This is a genomic window from Kitasatospora sp. NPDC001547, from assembly GCF_042894165.1.
Classification (GTDB): Bacteria; Actinomycetota; Actinomycetes; order Streptomycetales; family Streptomycetaceae; genus Kitasatospora.
The window spans coordinates 506601-525482 of record NZ_JBIAVL010000001.1 but is presented as its reverse complement, the minus strand read 5'-3'; the positions used below and the strand labels follow the sequence as shown (position 1 = coordinate 525482).

The following is an 18882-nucleotide window of genomic DNA, read 5'->3' as shown; positions in this document are numbered from 1 at the left end:
GCGGCTCCCCGGCCGAGAGCCGCCGGACGGCGGAGGCCGGAGGCTCACGGCGAACCGCTCCTGCGCCGGTGCCGGTCGCCGCTCGCGGTCGCCACGAGGGTCAGGGCCGTGGTGCCCGCGAGGGCCGCCCAGGCCGGGGTGAAGCTGTGCGTGGTGTCGCGGAGCAGCCCGAGTGCGGGCGGGACCAGGATGACGGCCAGCTGGTTGACGGCCATGACCAGGCCGAGCGCGAAGCCGGTCCGGCCCGGCGGGGCGGACTCCGCCAGGTGGGCGACCCAGGGGCCGTACCAGCCGATCCCGAAGAAGCCGAGCCAGGTGAACACCAGGGCGGCCACCGGTGGGGACTGGCCCGCCGGCGTCATCAGCACCGTCAGGCCCGCCACCACCGCGCCCATGCTGACCAGGACGGGCCGGTACCGTCCGCCGCGGCTGCGGTCGCTCCAGGCGGCCAGGCCGATCCGGCCGGTCGCACCCGCCACCTGAGCGGCCACCAGGACGGCGGCCGTCGGACCGGCGCCCAGGCGCGTCACGTCGTGCAGGTACAGCGCGCCCAGGAGGCCGACGCCGCCGTGCACCGCCACCATGCTCGTGCCGGACAGCAGGATCCTCACCATGGCCGGTTCCCGCAGCATCCGCAGCCGGGAGCGCGGCGCGGCGGACGGGGCCCCCTCCCGGAGGTCGGACCGCGTCCGGCCGGGGTCGGCGACCGGAACGACCGCGACGGCGGCGGCGGGCGGCCTCCGGTAGAGGGCCATGAAGACCACGGCTCCCGTGAGTGCCGCGAGCCCGCCCACCACCAGGGCCATCCGCCACCCGTACGCCGCGGCCACGGCCGGCAGGACGGCGGCGGCGACCGCCGCACCCAGTGGCAGTCCGGCCTGCCGCACGCCCATCGCCAGCCCGCGCTGCGCGGGGGCGAACCAGGCGGCGACCGACTTGCTGCCCCCGGGCTGCGCCGTGCTGTACCCGGCGCCGACGACCAGCAGCACGGCCAGCAGGGAGGCGTACCCCTGCGCCAGGCTGCCGAGGAGCAGGCCTCCGGCGACCACGGCGGCGCCGATGCCGACGACCCAGCGCTCGTTGTGCCGGTCCAGCAGCTCGCCGGCCACCAACAGGCCTACCAGGGGGACGAGTTGGGAGGAGGACAGGAGCAGTCCGAGCTGGCCGGTGCCGATGTCCAGTGAGCGTTGCAGGTCGACGGCCATCGCTCCGATGCCCTGCACGAAGAAGCAGGAGGTCGCCTGGGCGAAGGTGGCGATGCCGAGGATCGTCCAGCGGTACCGCCCGGCGGGAGCGGCGCGCCCGCGGTCGTTCCGGACCCTGGTCGCGGTGCGGCCGCTCACCGGCACCGGTCCGGGGCCGGGGACGCCGGGGACGCCGGGGACGAGACCGGGACTGGGACCGGGGCCGCGCCGTCGAGGGCGGGAACCCGCGTCCCGAGTTCCGGGTGATCGTCAACTTCTTTGGCGGGCACGGCGGTCGATCGATCGGTTCGGGGATGTGCCCGGGCGGTGACCGGCCGGCAGGCCGGGCCGGACCTCCGGCGGTGACGGGGGTGGTGACTCATGCCGCCCAGCCTGGTGTCATGGTCTTATGCATCTCAACCCTTACGGCGGGGACGCCGTGAAGCTCGCCGCCGAGCTGGCCAACCGACGTCCGCAGACCGTCGAAGACCTGACGGACCGCTGCCGAGCCGCTGGGCTGGTGATCGACGGGCCGGTGCCGCAGGCCGACCTGGCGCACACCCTCGCCCTCCTGGACACCTGGGAGGGAGTCGTCGACGCGGCCACCGAAGGCGAGCGGGCCGAGCGGCTCAACCGGATGCTGGCCGCCGGCGCGTCCCACCCCCGGCTGACCGACCACTCCGGCGGCTGGCACCTCCACTACCGCGACGACCGCCTGCCGTTCGCCGCCGTGCTGTCCTCGCTGATCGCCGTGGGCACGGCGTTCCACCTGGTGGGGCGCGGCATGCACCGGCTCGGCCGGTGCGCCGTCGCCGGGTGCACCACCATCTACGCCGACACCACGCGCACCGGCCGCCAGCGCTACTGCTCCCAACGGTGCGCCAACCGGGACGCGGTCCGCCGCCACCGCGCGACGCGGTCGGCGGCGGACCCGGCTCGCGCCTGATCCCCGGGGGGCGTCACCCGGGGACCGGCCGGCGCGCCCGACCGGCACCCGGCGCGACGACCCGTGGTGGGACTCATGCCCCCGCCGGCGGTCGGGGCCGGGAAGCGGGGCGCGGCCGGGTACCGGTTAGGCTCGGGCGGTGTTCGAGCCCGATGCCGCCGTCCCCGCGCCGCCCGCCGTGCCGCCGCAGGCCCCCGCCGCGGCGCCGCAGCCCGTCGCCTCGCCGCGCTCTCCGTGGTGGCGGTTCGCGCTGCTGGTGGCGGTGCTCGCGGCGGCGGCCGGGTCGCTGTTGCTCTGGAGCCCGACGGACCTGCTCTCCGGCGGCCTGGCGGACCGGATGCCCGGGTACTGGTTCGGCCCGCTGTTCGCCCTGGTCTACGCGGTGGGCACGCTCGCCTTCGTGCCCCGCCCCGCGCTGAACGCGGCGGCCGGGCTGCTGCTCGGCATCCAGCAGGGCGTGCTGCTGTCGGTGCTCGGCACCACGGTGGGCGCCGCCCTGGCCTTCGGGCTCGGCCGGGGCCTCGGCCGCGAGGCGCTGCGCCCGTACCTGCGCGGGAAGGTGCTCGGGGCGCTGGACCGGCGGTTCACCGAGCAGGGTTTCCGCAGCGTGCTGGTGCTGCGGCTGCTGCCCGGCATGCCGTTCCAGGCGGCCAACTACGGCGCGGCCTTCTCCGGGGTCCGCTTCCTGCCGTTCGTCCTGGCCACCGCGATCGGCGTGGTGCCGACCACCGCGGTGTACGTCACGGCGGCGGCGAGTGCGGGCCGGCCGGGCTCGGCGGCCTTCCTGCTGTCGGCGGGGGTGATCGCGCTGCTGGTCCTGGGCAGCGTGGTGGGGCTCTGGCGGACGGCCCGGACCCGCCGCCGGGCGACGGCCGGCTGAGCCGCCCTAACCGGCCGAACCGCCCGCCGGGCCGAGACGGGCGGGGCGAAGCCGGACGAGGCGGAGACGGGCAGGGGGACGGAGCCGGACAGGGCGGAAACGGGCAGGTCCGGGCTAAATCATTCGCGCCCGTGCACCACCAGACGCCAGGATGGCGGGCATGACCGAACTCGACCCGCGGGTGGACCCGCCGACGACGGCCGACGAGGCCGCCACCCTGATCGCCTTCCTCGACTACCACCGCGACACCCTCGCGCGGAAGTGCGAGGGCCTGACCGACGACCAGCTGCGGCTGCGCTCCGCCCCGCCGTCCAAGCTCTCGCTGCTCGGCCTGGTCCGGCACATGGCCGACGTGGAGCAGCACTGGTTCCGGTCCATGCTGCCCGGCCGGGAGATCACCGCCTGGCACTTCTGGACCGACGAGAGCGAGGACGGCGACTTCGACGGCGTCGACACCGCCGACGTGGCGGCCGACTTCGCCACCTGGCGCGCCGAGGTCGAGGCGGCCCGCCGGGCCACCGCCGGCCTGCCGCTGGACACCGTCGCCAAGAAGCTGCGCCACGGCGAGCCGGTGACGCTCCGCTGGATCCTCACCCACATGATCGAGGAGTACGCGCGACACAACGGCCACGCGGATCTTCTGCGCGAATTGATCGACGGTTCGACCGGGGAGTGACGCGACGGGTGAAATCGTTCCCGCATTGTTGACAGAAGGTCAATTGCGCAGTGACCGCGACCGATAAGGTCAACGCGCGCAACCGTACGGCGCTGTGCCGCGTCCATGGGAGTGCCCGGGTTCGCCCGGGTTTCCGGCGCGGCACGACTCGTACGGGGGTTGCGAGCGGGCACGGGACCGGTGAACAGTGCGATACTCGGACAGTTCCGACGAGTGGATGACGTGTCAAGAACGGCACGCGACCCCGGGGGACCAGGACGGGACGAGGCAGGGAGGCGCGGCATGGGAGCACTTCGCGACGAGCACCACAACGGGTGGCTGATGCCCTCGGGGAACTACCCGGCCGCGGTGTACGACGACGAGTGGGTCGACCAGGAGACGGTTCCGACCGCCCCCGCGCCCACGAAGATCGTCTCCCTGCGGCCGACGGGCTTCGAGGCGGCCCGGACGGTCGGTGAGCACATCCGGGCGAGCATCCCGGTGGTCATGGACCTCACCGAGATGGAGGAGGCCGAGGCCAAGCGCATGGTCGACTTCGCCTCCGGGCTGATCTTCGGCACCCGGGGCGGCATCGAGCGGATCGCCCGGAGGGTCTTCCTGCTCACCCCGGCCGACGTCGAGGTCATGGTGATCGACCGCCCGATGGACGACACCGGCTTCTACAACCAGAGCTGAGCCGACAGGCCCGGAGCCCGGCCGAGACCGGGGACGGTACCCACCGTCCCCGGTTTTTTGCGTGCCCGGCGGCCGGGGCGCCGCGTCTCGCATGAGAGACGGAACAAAAGAATGAGACATCCATGTCTCACATGACCTAGACTCGACTCATGGCCACCGATCGCGACACCGTCCTGGAAGCCGCCGTCGGCGTGCTCTCCCGCCGCCCCACCGCCCACCTGGACGAGATCGCGCGCGCCGCCGGCATCAGCCGCGCCACGCTGCACCGGCTCTTCCCGGGCCGCGAGGCGCTGATCCGCGAGGTCGGCCTGCTCGGGCTGCGCCGGTTCGCCGCCGCACTGGACACCGCCGAGGTCGAGCGGGGCGACGCCGAGGCCGCGCTGCGCCGCCTGGTGGACGCCTCCGTCCCGGACGCCATGCTCTGCGCCTTCCTGGCCGGCGAGAACCAGCTCTACGAGAACGACGACATCAACGACCTCTGGGAGGTCCAGATCGCCCGGCTGCACGCGCTCTTCCTGCGCGGCCAGCAGCAGGGCGCGTTCCGGATCGAGCTGAGCGCCGCCTGGCTGAGCGAGGCCTTCTTCGACCTGGTGGCCGGCGTCGGCTGGGCCATCCAGGACGGCCGGCTCGCCCCGCGCGACGCCGCGTTCTCGCTCGCCGAGCTGTTCCTCGGCGGCGCGCTGCGCAGACCGGACGCCCGCACCGCCGCTGCCGCCTCCGCCGGGAGCACGACCGCCCCCGGCGCCGCGCCGCACGTCACCACCACCCACGGCACCACCACCCACGGCTCCACCCCGCACGGCACCACCTCCCCCAGTACCGCCGACCACAGGCCGGACACCGATAAACCATGAGCACCCTGACCGCCCGCCAGCGCTGGACCGGCCTCGCCGTCCTCGTCCTGGCCGTGACCGTGGTCGCCCTGGACGCGACCGTCCTCTCCCTCGCCATCCCGTCGATCAGCGAGACGCTGCGCCCCAGCGGCACCCAGCTGCTCTGGATCGGCGACTCCTACTCCTTCGTGCTGGCCGGCCTGCTGGTCAGCATGGGCGCCCTGAGCGACCGGATCGGCCGCAAGAAGCTGCTGCTGGTGGGGTCCGCCGCCTTCGGCGCCGCCTCGCTGCTGGCCGCCTACGCGCCCAGCGCCGGCTGGCTGATCCTGGCCCGCGCGCTGCTCGGCGTGGCGGGGGCGACCATCATGCCCTCCACGCTCTCGCTGATCCGCGGCCTCTTCCCGGACGACCGGGAGCGGGCCACGGCGATCGGCATCTGGGGTGCGGCCGCCACCGCCGGCGCCGCCCTCGGGCCGGTGGTCGGCGGGGTGCTGCTGGAGCACTTCTGGTGGGGTTCGGTGTTCCTGCTGAACATCCCGGTGCTGGTCCTGCTGCTGGTGTCCGGCGCCTGGCTGCTGCCGGAGTCCAAGGACCCGGCGCCGGGCCGCTGGGACGTACTCAGCGTGCTGCTGTCGATGGCCGGGGTGATCGGCGTGGTGTACGCCGTCAAGGAGGCCGCCGCGCACGGCGTGGACCGCTGGGACGTACCGGCCGCCTTCCTGCTGGGCGCCGCCGCGCTGTTCGTCTTCGTCCGCCGCCAGCTGCGGCTGGAGTCCCCGCTGCTCGACGTCCGGCTGTTCCGCGACCGGCGGTTCACGGCGGCCGTCTCGGCGTCGCTGATCTCCCTGGTCGGGCTCTCCGGCGTGATCTTCGTGGTCTCGCAGTACCTCCAGCTGGTCCGCGGCTACCAGCCGCTCCAGGCGGGCCTGGCCGAGCTGCCGGCCTTCGCGGGCTCCGTGGTCGGCGGTCTGCTGACCGCCCGGATCGCCCGGCGCTTCGGCGCCCGCAGGGCGCTGACGGCCTGCCTGCTGGCGATGGGGCTGGGCGTGGGCGCGCTCGGCTGGCTGGCGCAGGACACCACCTACCTGCTGCTGGCCGCCTCCTTCCTGTTGGTCGGGACGGCCGAGGGCGTGGTCTACACGCTCGGCGCCGACCTGGTGCTGGGCGCCGCGCCCGCCGACCGGGCCGGCGCCGCCTCGGCGGTCTCGGAGACGGCGTACGAGCTGGGCACCGCGCTCGGCATCGCGCTGGTGGGCTCGGTGGTCGGCTCGGTCTACGCGAACGGGCTGGCGGTCCCGGCCGGGACGGACCCGGCGGCCGCCGCCCGGGCCGGCGAATCGCTGGGATCGGCCGTCGAGACGGCGCAGGGGCTGGCGCCGGAGCTCGCCCAGCCGCTGCTGGCGAGCGCCCGCGACTCCTTCGTCCACGGCATGAACAGCGCCGGGCTGCTGGCCGCCGCGCTGCTGGTCGGTGCGGCCGTGATGGCCTGGCGGCTGCTGCGCGGGCTGTCCGACCCGAAGGCCGGGACGGGGACCGGCGCGGGAACGGACGCGGCGGACGTGGTCGCCGTGCCGGCCGCCCAGCCGAAGGTCGACGCGTAGCGGCTCGGACGCGTCGGCGAGAACAACGAGAACGGCCGTTTCCCCCAGGGGAACGGCCGTTCTCGTGCTTGCGAGGGCCGTTCTCGTGCCTGCGAGGGCCGTTCTCGTGCCTGCGAGGGCCGTTGTCGTCCGTGCGGCGAGCGTTCCCTACAGGGTCCCGAAGGGCAGTTCCAGCTCCGCCCAGACCACCTTGCCGTCCCGGGTCAGCCGGCTGCCCCAGCGCTGCGCCAGCTCGCTGACCAGGAACATCCCGCGGCCGCCCTCGTCCTGCTCGGCGAACGGGCGCAGCTGCGGGGTCTGCCCGCCCGCGTCGGAGACCTCCACGGTGAGCACCCGGTCGCGGAACAGCCGCAGCCGGCGCGGGGCGTCGGCGTGCAGCAGGGCGTTCGTGACCAGTTCGCTGACCAGCAGCTCCGCGTAGTCGGTGAGCGTCGACAGGCCCCAGGCCTCCAGGGTGGCGCGGGTGAAGCGGCGGGCCTTGCCGGGCACCCGGCCGCCGCCGGACAGCGGCAGGGTGGCTATCCGGTCGGCGGGCAGCGGCAGCACCCGGGCCATGATCATCGCGATGTCGTCCTCGGTGCCGTCGGTGACCAGCGCCCCGAGGACGGCGTCGCAGCTCTCCTCCAGGGTCCGGCCGGGGCCGGCCAGGGTACGGGCGAGCAGGTCGATCCCGGCGTCCAGGTCCTGGCCGCGCCGCTCGACCAGGCCGTCGGTGTAGAGCGCGACCATGCCGCCCTCGGGGATGCCGAACTCGATCGACTCGAAGGCCACCCCGCCGACGCCCAGCGGCACCCCGGGCGGCACCTCCACGACGGACGCGGTGCCGTCGGGGGCGACCCGGACCGGCGGCAGGTGCCCGGCCGAGGCGACCTGGACGGTGCGCTCCAGCGGGTCGTACACCGCGCAGATGCAGGTGGCGAACTGGCCCTCGCCGATCCCGGAGGCGGTCTCGTCCAGCCGGGTGAGGACCTGCTCGGGCGGCATGTCGAGGGTGGCGAGGGTCCGGGCGACGGTGCGCAGCTGGCCCATCGTGGCGGCGGCCCGGATGCCGTGGCCCATGACGTCGCCGACCACCAGGGCGACCCGCCCGCAGGACAGCGGCACCACGTCGAACCAGTCGCCGCCGACCTCGCTGACCACGCTGCTGGGCAGGTAGCGGTAGGCGATCTCCAGGCCGAGGGTGCGGTGCACCTCCTGCGGCAGCAGGCTGCGCTGGAGGGTGAGCGCGGTCTCCCGCTCGCGGCGGTAGAGCCGGGCGTTGTCGAGGGCCAGCGCGGTGCGGGCGACGAGTTCCTCGGCGAGGGCGACGTCGGCGGCGGTGAACGGCTCGGGGTTGCGCATCCGGATGAACTCGGAGCCGCCGAGCACCATGCCCCGGGCGGTGATCGGCACCATCAGGTACGAGTGGATGCCCGCCGCCATCCCGGGGGCCACCCGGTCCTCGCTGGCCACCAGTCCGCGCAGCGCCTCCTCGTCCACGTGGGCGCGCAGCAGCGGCTTCCCGCTGCGCAGGCACTGGACGTAGCTGCGGTCGGGGGCGTACTCGGAGGTCTCGCCGACCACGTCCACGGCGTGCGCGAGGCCGCTCTCGTAGGACTCCCCGACGGCGACGGCGCGCAGCTTGATGTTGCGGTCGGAGGGGATCGCGGCGGGTTCGGCGCCGCGCAGCACCGGCTCCAGCAGGTCGACGGTGGCGAAGTCGGCGAACCGGGGGACGACGGCCTCGATCAGCTCCTCGGCGGTGCGCTGGAGGTCGAGGGTGGTGCCGATCCGGGCGGTCGCCTCGGCGATGGTGGCGAGCCGCTCCTGGGCGCGGGCGGCGCGGGCCTCGGCCTGGAAGCGCTCGGTCACGTCGATGATCGAGGAGCAGACCCCGAAGATCCGGCCGGTGGAGTCCTCCAGCCGGAAGTAGGAGGCGGACCAGGCGCGGTCCCGCTTGGGGTCGCCGGGGACCCTGCCGTGCGAGCGGGCGTCCACCACCGGCTTGCCGGTCTTCAGCACCTGGCGCATGATCTGCTCGATCTCGACGCTGTTGATGCCGGGCAGTACGGCGGATATCCGGCGGCCGAGGTGGGCGGCGACGGGCACCCCGTTCATCCGGGCCAGCGCCTCGTTGATCCGGATGTAGCGCAGCTCGGTGTCGTAGACGGCCATGCCGATCGGCGAGCGGCCGAAGATGCCGTCCAGCACCGCGAGGTCGGCCTCGACGGCGTGCAGGGCGCGGGTGTCGGAGGCGGTGGCGAGCAGCAGCAGGGTGCCGGCCGGGCCGGCGATCGGGTAGGTGCGGAACTCCAGGTCGACCGTGTGGCCGTCGCGGTGGCGCACCGGGAAGACGCCGGACCACCCGGTGCCGCTCATGATCCGCTGGAAGAGGCCGAGCACCTCGGCGCGGTCGGACTCGTCGGTGAGCAGCTGGGCGGCGTAGCTGCCGACGGCCTCCTCGGCGGGGTACCCGAGCAGGGCCTCGGCGTCCTCGCTCCAGTGCAGGATCAGTCCGTCGCCCTGGAGCAGCGCCGTCGCGAGCGGGACGAGCCGGTGGCCGGTGGGCCGTTCGCCCTCGGAGCGGGCGTCCTCGGGGCGCACCTGGGTGCCGCCCGGTGCCGGGTCGGCGGCGTCGGTCGCGTCCCACTCGTGTCCGTGCATGATCAGGCAGCACCCCGGTTCGGCTCGTGCCCGGCCGGATGGGCCTCGCGGTCCGCGCCGGCCGGGGTTCTTCTCCAGACTGCACGGACATCGGCCGCCCGGCGACCCCTTGGTCAGGGGGCGTCCGGCCGCTCCGGGTGTACGGGCGTCATGGGCGTACCGGCCGCAGCGTACTCTCCAGAACGCCCGCCCACTGCCGGATCACTCCGGAACGTCGGTGGCTGTCGTCGGTGAGCAGGTTGGCGAGGCCCAGTCCGCGGGCGAGGTCCAGCGTGGCCTGCACCGATTCGCGCACTCCGGGGCGGCTCTCGTCGGCGTCCAGGAACTCCACGGCGGCCCGGTGGGCCTCCCGGCCGACGTGGCCCTCCAGGGCGATGATCCGCTCACGCAGCGCCTCCTCGGTGGCGGCGGCGGTCCACAGGTGCAGGGCGGCGCGGAACAGCGGGCCGGTGTAGAGCCGCACGATCATGTCGACCACGGCCCCGGTGCGGTCCGGCCCGGCGGCCGGCAGCTCGTCCGCGTGGGCGCGGACGGCGGCCAGCCGCTCGGCGGTGACGTGCTCGACGGCCGCGGTGAAGAGGTCCTCGCGGGTCGGGAAGTGGTGCTGGGCCGCGCCCCGGGAGACCCCGGCCCGCTCGGCGACGACGGCGACGGTGGAGCCGTGCCAGCCGAGCTCGGCCAGGCAGTCCACGGCCGCCGCGAGCAGCCGGGCCCTGGTCGCTCGGCTGCGGTCCTGCTGCGGGGTGCGGACGGCGGGGTGGCTGGTCATGGCGGCGGGCGGTTCCTGTTCCGGTCGGGGCGCGGCGGGTCCCGGTCGGGGCGCGGCAGGAAGATCCTCACAGACGGGCGCCGGTCTTCGGCCGCCGGGGCGGCCCGGGCCGGTCAGCGGGCGGCGGCGCGGCCGGCCTCGCGGGCGCGCAGTTCGCGGCGGAGGATCTTCCCGGCGGCGGACTTGGGGACGGCGTCCACGAACTCCACCACGCGGACCTTCTTGTACGGGGCGACCTGCCGGGCGACGTAGCCGGTGACCTCCTCCTCGGTGAGGGCGCTGCCCGGGGCGCGGACCACGAAGGCCTTGGGGCACTCGGTGCCCTCGGCGTCCGGGACCCCGATCACGGCGGCGTCGGTGATCTGCGGGTGGCCGAGCAGGACGGCCTCCAGCTCGGCGGGGGCGACCTGGTAGCCCTTGTACTTGATCAGCTCCTTGACCCGGTCGACGATGTGCAGGTAGCCGCGCTCGTCCACGAAGCCGACGTCGCCGGTGTGCAGCCAGCCCTCGGCGTCGACCACCGCGGCGGTCTCGGACGGGCGGCCGAAGTAGCCCTTCATCACCTGGGGGCCGCGGATCAGCAGCTCGCCGCGCTCACCGGGCCCGAGGTCGCCGTCGGAGCCGTCCAGGGCGGCGATCCGCAGCTCGGTGGAGGGGACCATCCGGCCGACCGAGCCGGGCGGGGGGTCGCCCTCGCGCGGGGAGACGACGTGGGTGACCGGGGAGAGCTCGGTCATGCCGTAGCCCTGGAGCAGGTGCGGCAGGCCGAGCCGCTTGGCGCAGGCGTCGGCGAGCTCGTGGTCCAGCGGGGCGGCGGCGCACAGCAGGTACTCGACCGAGGAGAGGTCGTACTGCTCCACGACCGGGTGGCGGGCCAGCGCGAGGGCGATCGGCGGGGCGACCACCAGGGCCTGCACCCGGTGCTCCTGGATCGTGCGGCAGAACTGCTCCAGGTCGAAGCGGGGCAGGACGACCACGGTGGCGCCGCAGCGCAGCGGCTGGTTGAGCAGCGCGGCCAGTCCGTAGATGTGGAAGAACGGCAGGACGGCGAGCACCCGTTCGCCCTCGGCGGGCCGGTAGAGGGCGTCGCACTGGGCGAGGTTGGTGGCGATCGAGCGGTGGGTGAGCATCACGCCCTTGGGCAGGCCGGTGGTGCCGCTGGAGTACGGCAGCACGGCGATGTCCTCGCCCGGGTCGATGGCGACCTCGGGGGCGGGGCCGGCGGAGGCCAGCAGGTCGGTGAGCGAGCGGTGGTCCTCGGCGCCGTCCAGGACGATGATCTCGGCCAGCGGGTGGCCCTGTTCGACGAGCAGTTCGGCGGCCGCACGGGCGGTTGGCAGGAAGCGGGAGACGGTGACCAGCCAGCGGGTGCCGCTGTCGCGCAGCTGGCCGGCCAGCTCGGGGGGCGTGGCGAAGGAGGAGACCGTGGTGACGGTGGCGCCGGCCCTGGTCGCGCCGAAGTAGGCCATCGGGTAGGCGGTCGAATTGGGGCTGAAGAGGGCGACGACGTCACCGCGGCGCACGCCTGTCTCGGCCAGCCCGGCGGCCACCCGCTCGACGGCGGCGGCGAGTTGGGCGTAGCTGGTGCTCTCGCCGGTGATGCCGTCGATCAGGGCCGGACGGTCGCCGTACCTCCGTGCGGCGCCGAGCACCGCCTCGTGGATCGGCAGGTCGACCACGGGGACGTCGGGGAACTCGCTTCGGAACACCAAGGTGAGCCTCCAGTAAGGAAGTTGACGTAGCAACAAAACCGGTGAGCGTTTCGGTGCGGTGCGCGTTCAGGAGCATACGGACAGTCAGGGGTCCGGCTCGGCCATTGTGGGGAACCGGGGACGGGGGATGCGGGGCGCGGTTGCTCCCGGGGGGCGCCCGACCGGGCGGTGCGCACCTCGTCCACCCGCCCCCTGGCGCTCCCCCGCCGGGTGACCCCCTCCCCCGCCGCCGGCCCGGGCCCCGACCGTGGACGCCGCACCGGCCGCGAGGACGGCACCGTGGTGTTCGCGCATCCGTGCGACGGCCGGTGGCTCAGTACGACTTGGGCAGCCCGAGGGTGTGCTGGGCCACGTAGTTGAGCACCATCTCCCGGCTGACCGGGGCGACCCGGCCCACCCGGGTGGCGGCCAGCAGCGCGCCCAGCCCGTACTCCTGGGTCAGGCCGTTGCCTCCGAGGGTCTGCACCGCCTGGTCGACCGTGCGGGCGGCGGCCTCCCCGGCGGCGTACTTGGCCATGTTGGCGGCCTCCCCGGCGGCGACGTCCTCGCCCGCGTCGTAGAGCAGCCCGGCCTTCTGGGTCATCAGCCGGGCCAGCTCGATCTCCACCGCGCACTGGGCGAGCGGGTGGGCCAGGCCCTGGTGGGCGCCGATCGGGGTGGACCAGACGGTGCGGGTCCTGGCGTACTCGACGGCCTTGCCGAGCGCCTGGCGGGCGAGGCCGAGCGAGAAGGCGGCGGTCAGGACGCGCTCGGGGTTGAGGCCGGCGAACAGCTGGAGCAGGCCCGCGTCCTCGTCGCCGACCAGGGCGTCGGCGGGCAGCCGGACGTCGTCCAGGAAGACCTGGAACTGCTTCTCCGGGGCGACCAGCTCCATCGGGATCGCCCGGTACTCGAAGCCGGGGGTCTCGCGCGGGACGACGAACAGGCAGGGCTTGAGCCGACCGGTGCGGGCGTCCTCCGTACGGGCGACGAACAGCACCGCGTCGCAGTGGTCGATGCCGGAGACGAAGACCTTGCGGCCGGTCAGCAGCCAGTCCTCGCCGTCCCGGCGGGCGACGGTGGATATCCGGTGGGTGTTGGAGCCGGCGTCCGGTTCGGTGATGCCGAAGGCCATTTTGCGGCTGCCGTCGGCCAGGCCGGGCAGCCAGCGGCGCTTCTGCTCCTCGGTGCCGTAGCGGGCGATCACGGTGCCGCAGATCGCCGGGGAGACGATCAGCAGCAGCAGCGGGCAGCCGGCGGTGCCGAGTTCCTCCAGGACGATGGCGAGGTCGGTGACGCCGCCGCCCCCGCCGCCGTACTCGGCGGGCAGGTTGACGCCGAGGTAGCCGGCCTTGCCGGCCTCCGCCCACAGTTCGTCGGCGGGCTCGCCGGCCCGGGCCTTGGCGAGGTAGTAGGCGGAGCCGTAGCGGCGGCCGAGGTCGCCGACGGCCCGGCGCAGGGTCCGGCGTTCGGGGGTCTCCAGGAGCTGGCTGCCGATGGTGGACATGCGGGTCCTTCCTCAGGCTTCGGTGGGCCGGACGACGGCCGGGGCGGGCTGGGCGGCGGTCGGGGCGGGCTGGGCGGCGGTCGGGGCGGGCTGCACGGCTGGCACGGGCTGCACAGCCGGGGCGGGCTGGACGACGGCCAGCAGGGTGCCGGTCTCGACCTGCCGGCCGGGGGCGGCGAGCAGTTCGACGAGGGTGCCGTCGGCCGGGGCGGCGACGCGGTGCTCCATCTTCATCGCCTCCAGGACCAGCAGCGGCTGCCCCGCGGCGACGGTCTCCCCGACGGCGGCGACGACCCGGACGACGGTGCCGGGCATCGGGGCGAGCAGCGCCCCGGGGTCGGTGCGAACGGCGGGGTCGGGGAAGCGCGGCAGGGCGGTGAGCGCGGTGCCGCCGGCCGGGGTGTCGACGTGCACCCGGTCGCCGTACCGGGCGATCCGGTAGGTGCGCCGGAGCCCGCCCTCGGACAGCACCACCCGGTCCGGCGCGGCCTCCACGAGTTCGACCTCCGGGTGGCCTTCGGCCAGCAGGCCGGCACGGGTGAGCCGGTAGCGCACGGTCACCTCGGCGCCGTCCTCGGTGTCCGCTTCGGCGCCGCTCTTCGTGCCGCCCTCGGCCCGGTAGCGCCTGAGCTGCGGCTGGGAGGGCAGGTTGCGCCAGCCGGAGGGCAGCGCGCCCCGGCGGCCGGCCGCGTCGGCCAGGGCGGCGGCCAGCGCGGCGCGTTCGGCGCCCCCGGTGTCCGGGGCGGTGAGGTCGTCCGAGTGCTCGGCCAGGAAGCCGGTGTGCAACTCGGCGGCCAGGAAGGCCGGGTGGCGCAGCGCGCGGACCAGCAGCTCCCGGTTGGTGGCCGGGCCGTGGATCCGGGCGCGGGCGAGCGCGTCGGCGAGCCGGCGGGCGGCGGCGGCGCGGGTGGGCGCCCAGGCGATCACCTTGGCGAGCATCGCGTCGTAGTGCGGGGTGATCTCGCTGCCGGCCTCCACGCCGGCGTCCAGCCGGAGCCCGGCACCGGTGAACTCCTGGTACGGGACGGTGAGTTCGAGCCGGTGCAGGGTGCCGGTGGCGGGCCGCCAGTCCTGGGCCGGGTCCTCGGCGTAGAGCCGGGCCTCGATCGCGTGGCCGCTGGGGGCGGGGGGCTCGGGCAGCAGCCGCTCGCCCTCGGCGACGGCGAGTTGCAGGGCCACCAGGTCCAGGCCGGTGACCGCCTCGGTGACCGGGTGTTCGACCTGGAGGCGGGTGTTCATCTCCAGGAAGTAGAACCGGCCGTCCTCGGCGAGCAGGAACTCGGCGGTGCCGGCGCCCGTGTAGCCGATCGCCCCGGCCGCGTCGCGGGCCGCCGCGTGCAGTGCGGTGCGGACCTCCGCCGGCAGGCCGGGGGCCGGGGCCTCCTCGATCACCTTCTGGTGCCGCCGCTGCAGCGAGCAGTCGCGGTCGCCGACCGCCCAGACGGTGCCGTGGGTGTCGGCCAGCAGTTGGACCTCGACGTGGCGGCCGGCGGGCAGGTAGCGCTCGCAGAACACCTCGTCCGAGCCGAAGGCCTTGGCCGCCTCGGCGCGGGCGGCCGCCAGTTCGCCGGGGAGGTCGGCCAGGCTCCGGACGACCCGCATGCCGCGTCCGCCGCCGCCCGCGGCGGCCTTGACCAGCAGCGGCAGGTCGGCCTCGGTGGGCTCGGTGAGGGCTCCCAGCACCGGCACCCCGACCCCGGCCATCAGCCGCTTGGCGGCGGTCTTGGAGCCCATCGCGGCGATCGCGGCCGGCGGCGGGCCGACCCAGACCAGGCCGGCGTCCAGCACGGCCCGGGCGAACCCGGCGTTCTCGGACAGGAATCCGTACCCGGGGTGGACGGCGTCGGCCCCGGCGGCCAGCGCGGCCCGGACGATCAGGTCGGCGCGCAGGTAGGTGTCGGCGGGCGCGGCGCCGGGCAGCCGGACGGCGGCGTCGGCCTCGCGCACGTGCGGGGCGCCCGCGTCCGGGTCGGAGTGGACGGCGGTGGTCGCGATGCCGAGCTCCCGGCAGGTGCGGAAGACCCGGCGGGCGATCTCACCCCGGTTGGCGACCAGCAGGTTGGTGATCATGTCTCGGGAGTCCCTTACAGTCGGAAGACGCCGTAGCCGCGCGCGCCCTCGACCGGCGCGTTGTGGATCGCGGACAGGCACAGGCCGAGCACCGTCCGGGTGTCGCGCGGGTCGATGACGCCGTCGTCGTAGAGCCGGCCGGAGAGGAACGCCGGCAGGGACTCGGCCTCGATCTGCTGCTCGACCATCGCCCGGATCGCCGCGTCCGCGTCCTCGTCGTACGGCCGCCCCTTGGCCGCGGCGGACTGCCGGGCGACGATCGACAGCACCCCGGCGAGCTGCTGGGGGCCCATCACCGCGGACTTGGCGCTCGGCCAGGCGAACAGGAAGCGCGGCTCGAAGGCGCGGCCGCACATGCCGTAGTGGCCGGCGCCGTAGGAGGCGCCCATCAGCACGGACAGGTGCGGCACGGTGGAGTTGGCGACGGCGTTGATCATCATCGCGCCGTGCTTGATGATGCCGCCCTGCTCGTAGTCCTTGCCGACCATGTAGCCGGTGGTGTTGTGCAGGAACAGCAGCGGGGTGTTCCGCTGGTTGGCCAGCTGGATGAACTGGGCGGCCTTCTGGGACTCCTGGCTGAACAGCACGCCCTGGGCGTTGGCCAGCACACCCACCGGGTAGCCGTGCAGGCGGGCCCAGCCGGTGGCCAGGCTGGTGCCGTAGAGCGGTTTGAACTCGTCGAAGTCGGAGCCGTCGACGATCCGGGCGATCACCTCGCGCGGGTCGAAGGGCACCTTGAGGTCCCCCGGGACGATGCCGAGCAGCTCCTCCTCGTCGTACCTGGGCGGCTCGGCCAGCGGGTCCGGGTCGGGGCCGGGCTTGCGGTGGTCGAGCCGGGCGACGATCCGGCGGGCGGTCCGCAGCGCGTCCGCCTCGTCCACGGCGAAGTGGTCGGCCAGGCCGGAGACCCGGGCGTGCATCTCGGCGCCGCCCAGCGACTCGTCGTCGGCCTCCTCACCGGTGGCCATCCGCACCAGCGGCGGGCCGCCGAGGAACACCTTGGCGCGCTCCTTGACCAGCACGGTGTGGTCGGACATGCCCGGCACGTAGGCGCCGCCGGCCGTCGAGTTGCCGAACACCACGGCCACGGTGGGGACTCCGGCGGCGGAGAGCCGGGTGAGGTCGCGGAAGAGGGCGCCGCCGGGGATGAAGATCTCCTTCTGGCTGGGCAGGTCGGCGCCGCCGGACTCGACCAGGTTGACCAGCGGGAGGCGGTTGACCAGCGCGATCTCGTTGGCCCGCAGGGCCTTGCGGAGGGTCCAGGGGTTGCTGGCGCCGCCGCGCACCGTCGGGTCGTTGGCGGTGATCACGCACTCCACCCCCTCGATCACGCCGATGCCGGTGACCAGGGCCGCGCCCACCGGGTGGTCGCTCCCCCAGGCGGCCAGCGGGGACAGCTCCAGGAACGGGGAGTCCGGGTCGACCAGCAGCTCGATCCGCTCGCGGGCCAGCAGCTTGCCGCGCCCGCGGTGGCGCTCCACGTACGCGGGGCCGCCGCCGGCCAGTGCCTTGGCGTGCTCGGCGTCGAGCTCGGCGAGCCTGGCGAGCATCGCGGCGCGGTGCTCGGCGTACTCGGGACCGGCCGGGTCGACGCGGGTGGTCAGGGCGGTCACAGCAGGGCCTCCGGGATGTCGAGGTGGCGGGAGCGCAGCCACTCCCCGAGGGCCTTGGCCTGCGGGTCGAAGCGGTGCCGGGCGGCGACGCCCTCGCCGAGCAGGCCGGTGAGGGTGAAGTTGACCGCGCGCAGGTTCGGCAGCAGATACCGGGTGACGGGCAGGTCGGCCGTCTCGGGGAGGAGTTCGCGGAGCCTCTCAACGGTGAGGGTGTGCGCCAGCCAGCGCCAGCCGTCCGCCGAACGGGCCCAGACGCCGAGGTTGGCGTCGCCGCCCTTGTCGCCGCTGCGTGCGCCGGCCACCAGGCCGAGCGGGGCCCGCCGGGTGGGCCCGGCCGCCGGCGGCTCCGGCAACTCGGCTTCCACCGGCTCCGGTTGGGCGGTGGTGACGGGCGCCGGCGGTACGGCGATCCGGCGGCCGTCCGGCAGGACGGCGGTGTGCTCGACGGCCTCGGCGTCGACGTACGCGGCGCTGAACACCCCGTACGGCGCACCCGGCCCGGGCGGGGCGGCGAGGTGGAAGCCGGGGTACCCGGACAGCCCCGACTCCACGGCGGCCCTGCCGAGTTCGCGCCCGACCCGGGCCGGGTCCGGGTCGCGGGCGGCCAGCCGGAGCAGGGCGGAGGCGGCCTCCTCGGTCGGCGCGTCCGGGTGGTCGGTGCGGGCCAGCGTCCAGCGCAGTTCGGCGGGGCGGGCGCCGGGCGGCAGCGCCTGGGCGAACTGCCGCCGCACCAGGGCGGCCTTCGCCTCGATGTCCAGGCCGGTCAGCAGGAACACCACTTCGTTGAGGTGGCCGCCGAGCCGGTTGAGGCCCGCCTTCAGGGTGGGCGGCGGGGCCTCGCCGCGCACGCCGTCGATCCGGACCCGGTCCGGGCCCTCCTCGGTGAGCCGCACGGTGTCCAGCCTGGCCGTGACGTCCGGGCCGAGGTAGTGCGGTCCGCCGGTCTCGTACAGGAGTTGGGCGGTGACGGTGCCGGTGGTGACGGCGCCGCCGGTGCCCGGGTGCTTGGTGATCACACTGGAGCCGTCGGCGTGGAGTTCGGCGAGCGGGAAGCCGGGGCGGGTGACGTCGTGCTCCTGGAAGAAGGCGTAGTTGCCGCCGGTCGCCTGGGCGCCGCACTCCAGGACGTGCCCGGCCACCACCGCGCCGGCCAGGGCGTCCAGGTCCTCGTGGGTCCAGCCGAAGTGGGCGATCCCGGGGCCGACGACCAGCGCCGCGTCCGTCACCCGGCCGGTCACCACCACGTCGGCGCCCGCGGCCAGGCAGGCGGCGACGCCGAACCCGCCGAGGTAGGCATTGGCGGCCAACAAGCCGTCGGGCAGTCCGAGTTCGGCCCGGCGTGGCAGCAGGTCGTCACCCTCGACATGGGCGACGGAGGCCTCCACGCCCAGCCGCCGGGCCAGCGCGCGCAGCTCCTCGGCGAGCCGGGCCGGGTTGAGGCCGCCGGCGTTGACCACGATCTTCACGTCCCGCTCGCGGGCCAGGCCGAGGCACTCCTCCATCTGCCGCAGGAAGGTCCGGGCGTAGCCGAGCGACGGGTCCTTCAAGCGGTCCCGGGCGAGGATCAGCATGGTCAGCTCGGCCAGGTAGTCCCCGGTGAGCACGTCCAGCGGCCCGCCGGTGAGCATCTCCCGCACCGCGGCGAAGCGGTCCCCGTAGAACCCCGAGGCGTTGCCGATCCGCAGTACCGTGCCGTCGCGCGCCAATGCGCCTCCCCTGCCGGTGAGTTGACGGCATCCTCGGACGGGCGCCGCCGGGCAGCAGCGTGGCACCGCCCGAAGAAAAAAGCAATCA

Annotated in this window: 14 protein-coding genes; 6 read left to right on the top strand and 8 right to left on the bottom strand. The window is 74.9% G+C overall.

The annotated features are described in order from the left end of the window. Window positions 1-44 precede the first annotated feature (44 nt). Window positions 45-1343 (bottom strand): MFS transporter, encoded by a 1299-nt coding sequence (locus tag ACFY0X_RS02065; protein ID WP_387747779.1) that lies wholly within the window; start codon window positions 1341-1343, stop codon window positions 45-47. A gap of 250 nt (window positions 1344-1593) precedes the next feature. Between ACFY0X_RS02065 and ACFY0X_RS02060 the strand changes: the two genes are divergently transcribed. From ACFY0X_RS02060 to ACFY0X_RS02035, 6 genes are all read left to right on the top strand, one after another. After that, the gene (locus ACFY0X_RS02060; protein ID WP_387747777.1) at window positions 1594-2130 is read left to right on the top strand and encodes a CGNR zinc finger domain-containing protein; all 537 of its coding nucleotides are present in this window, start codon (window positions 1594-1596) and stop codon (window positions 2128-2130) included. Window positions 2131-2269: 139 nt separating this feature from the next. Then, a complete protein-coding gene (locus ACFY0X_RS02055) occupies window positions 2270-3010 on the top strand; it encodes a TVP38/TMEM64 family protein (protein WP_387747775.1) in 741 nt (246 codons plus the stop codon). Window positions 3011-3170: 160 nt separating this feature from the next. Continuing rightward, window positions 3171-3686, top strand: coding sequence for a DinB family protein (locus tag ACFY0X_RS02050; protein ID WP_387747773.1), 516 nt, complete (start codon window positions 3171-3173; stop codon window positions 3684-3686). 282 nt (window positions 3687-3968) lie between these two features. Next, window positions 3969-4361, top strand: a complete 393-nt coding sequence (locus ACFY0X_RS02045; protein WP_387747771.1) for a cell division protein SepF — start codon at window positions 3969-3971, stop codon at window positions 4359-4361. 149 nt (window positions 4362-4510) lie between these two features. Continuing rightward, window positions 4511-5215 carry a TetR/AcrR family transcriptional regulator gene (locus tag ACFY0X_RS02040; RefSeq protein ID WP_387747769.1) on the top strand — a complete coding sequence of 235 codons (705 nt, stop codon included), beginning with the start codon at window positions 4511-4513 and terminating at the stop codon, window positions 5213-5215. Next, the gene (locus tag ACFY0X_RS02035) at window positions 5212-6795 is read left to right on the top strand and encodes an MFS transporter (protein ID WP_387747767.1); all 1584 of its coding nucleotides are present in this window, start codon (window positions 5212-5214) and stop codon (window positions 6793-6795) included. Before ACFY0X_RS02040 ends, ACFY0X_RS02035 begins: the two co-directional genes overlap by 4 nt. 147 nt (window positions 6796-6942) lie before the next feature. Here the strand turns inward: ACFY0X_RS02035 and ACFY0X_RS02030 are convergent, their stop codons facing one another. The 7 genes from ACFY0X_RS02030 to ACFY0X_RS02000 form a co-directional block, all read right to left on the bottom strand. Continuing rightward, window positions 6943-9438: a SpoIIE family protein phosphatase gene (locus ACFY0X_RS02030; RefSeq protein WP_387747765.1), complete on the bottom strand. Its 2496-nt coding sequence runs from the start codon at window positions 9436-9438 to the stop codon at window positions 6943-6945. Between the two features lie 148 nt (window positions 9439-9586). Then, on the bottom strand, window positions 9587-10207 hold the full coding sequence (locus ACFY0X_RS02025) for a TetR/AcrR family transcriptional regulator (RefSeq protein ID WP_387747763.1): 621 nt from the start codon (window positions 10205-10207) through the stop codon (window positions 9587-9589). Window positions 10208-10320: 113 nt separating this feature from the next. After that, window positions 10321-11919 (bottom strand): 4-coumarate--CoA ligase family protein, encoded by a 1599-nt coding sequence (locus tag ACFY0X_RS02020; protein ID WP_387747761.1) that lies wholly within the window; start codon window positions 11917-11919, stop codon window positions 10321-10323. Between the two features lie 313 nt (window positions 11920-12232). Next, window positions 12233-13405, bottom strand: coding sequence for an acyl-CoA dehydrogenase family protein (locus tag ACFY0X_RS02015; protein WP_387747759.1), 1173 nt, complete (start codon window positions 13403-13405; stop codon window positions 12233-12235). A 12-nt stretch (window positions 13406-13417) separates the two neighbouring features. Beyond that, complete coding sequence (locus ACFY0X_RS02010) at window positions 13418-15475, bottom strand: acetyl/propionyl/methylcrotonyl-CoA carboxylase subunit alpha (protein WP_387747757.1); 2058 nt, start codon at window positions 15473-15475, stop codon at window positions 13418-13420. Between the two features lie 14 nt (window positions 15476-15489). After that, window positions 15490-17088, bottom strand: a complete 1599-nt coding sequence (locus ACFY0X_RS02005; protein ID WP_387747755.1) for an acyl-CoA carboxylase subunit beta — start codon at window positions 17086-17088, stop codon at window positions 15490-15492. Continuing rightward, complete coding sequence (locus ACFY0X_RS02000) at window positions 17085-18794, bottom strand: acyclic terpene utilization AtuA family protein (RefSeq protein WP_387747753.1); 1710 nt, start codon at window positions 18792-18794, stop codon at window positions 17085-17087. The genes ACFY0X_RS02005 and ACFY0X_RS02000 overlap by 4 nt, the downstream gene beginning before the upstream one ends. Between the last annotated feature and the right edge of the window lie 88 nt (window positions 18795-18882).

Coding starts and splice junctions, on each gene's coding strand:
- ACFY0X_RS02050 (WP_387747773.1), top strand. CDS start 3,171: ATGACCGAACTCGACCCGCGGGTGGACCCGCCGACGACGGCCGACGAG.
- ACFY0X_RS02045 (WP_387747771.1), top strand. CDS start 3,969: ATGGGAGCACTTCGCGACGAGCACCACAACGGGTGGCTGATGCCCTCG.
- ACFY0X_RS02060 (WP_387747777.1), top strand. CDS start 1,594: ATGCATCTCAACCCTTACGGCGGGGACGCCGTGAAGCTCGCCGCCGAG.
- ACFY0X_RS02025 (WP_387747763.1), bottom strand. CDS start 10,207: ATGACCAGCCACCCCGCCGTCCGCACCCCGCAGCAGGACCGCAGCCGA.
- ACFY0X_RS02035 (WP_387747767.1), top strand. CDS start 5,212: ATGAGCACCCTGACCGCCCGCCAGCGCTGGACCGGCCTCGCCGTCCTC.
- ACFY0X_RS02030 (WP_387747765.1), bottom strand. CDS start 9,438: ATGCACGGACACGAGTGGGACGCGACCGACGCCGCCGACCCGGCACCG.
- ACFY0X_RS02040 (WP_387747769.1), top strand. CDS start 4,511: ATGGCCACCGATCGCGACACCGTCCTGGAAGCCGCCGTCGGCGTGCTC.
- ACFY0X_RS02010 (WP_387747757.1), bottom strand. CDS start 15,475: ATGATCACCAACCTGCTGGTCGCCAACCGGGGTGAGATCGCCCGCCGG.
- ACFY0X_RS02015 (WP_387747759.1), bottom strand. CDS start 13,405: ATGTCCACCATCGGCAGCCAGCTCCTGGAGACCCCCGAACGCCGGACC.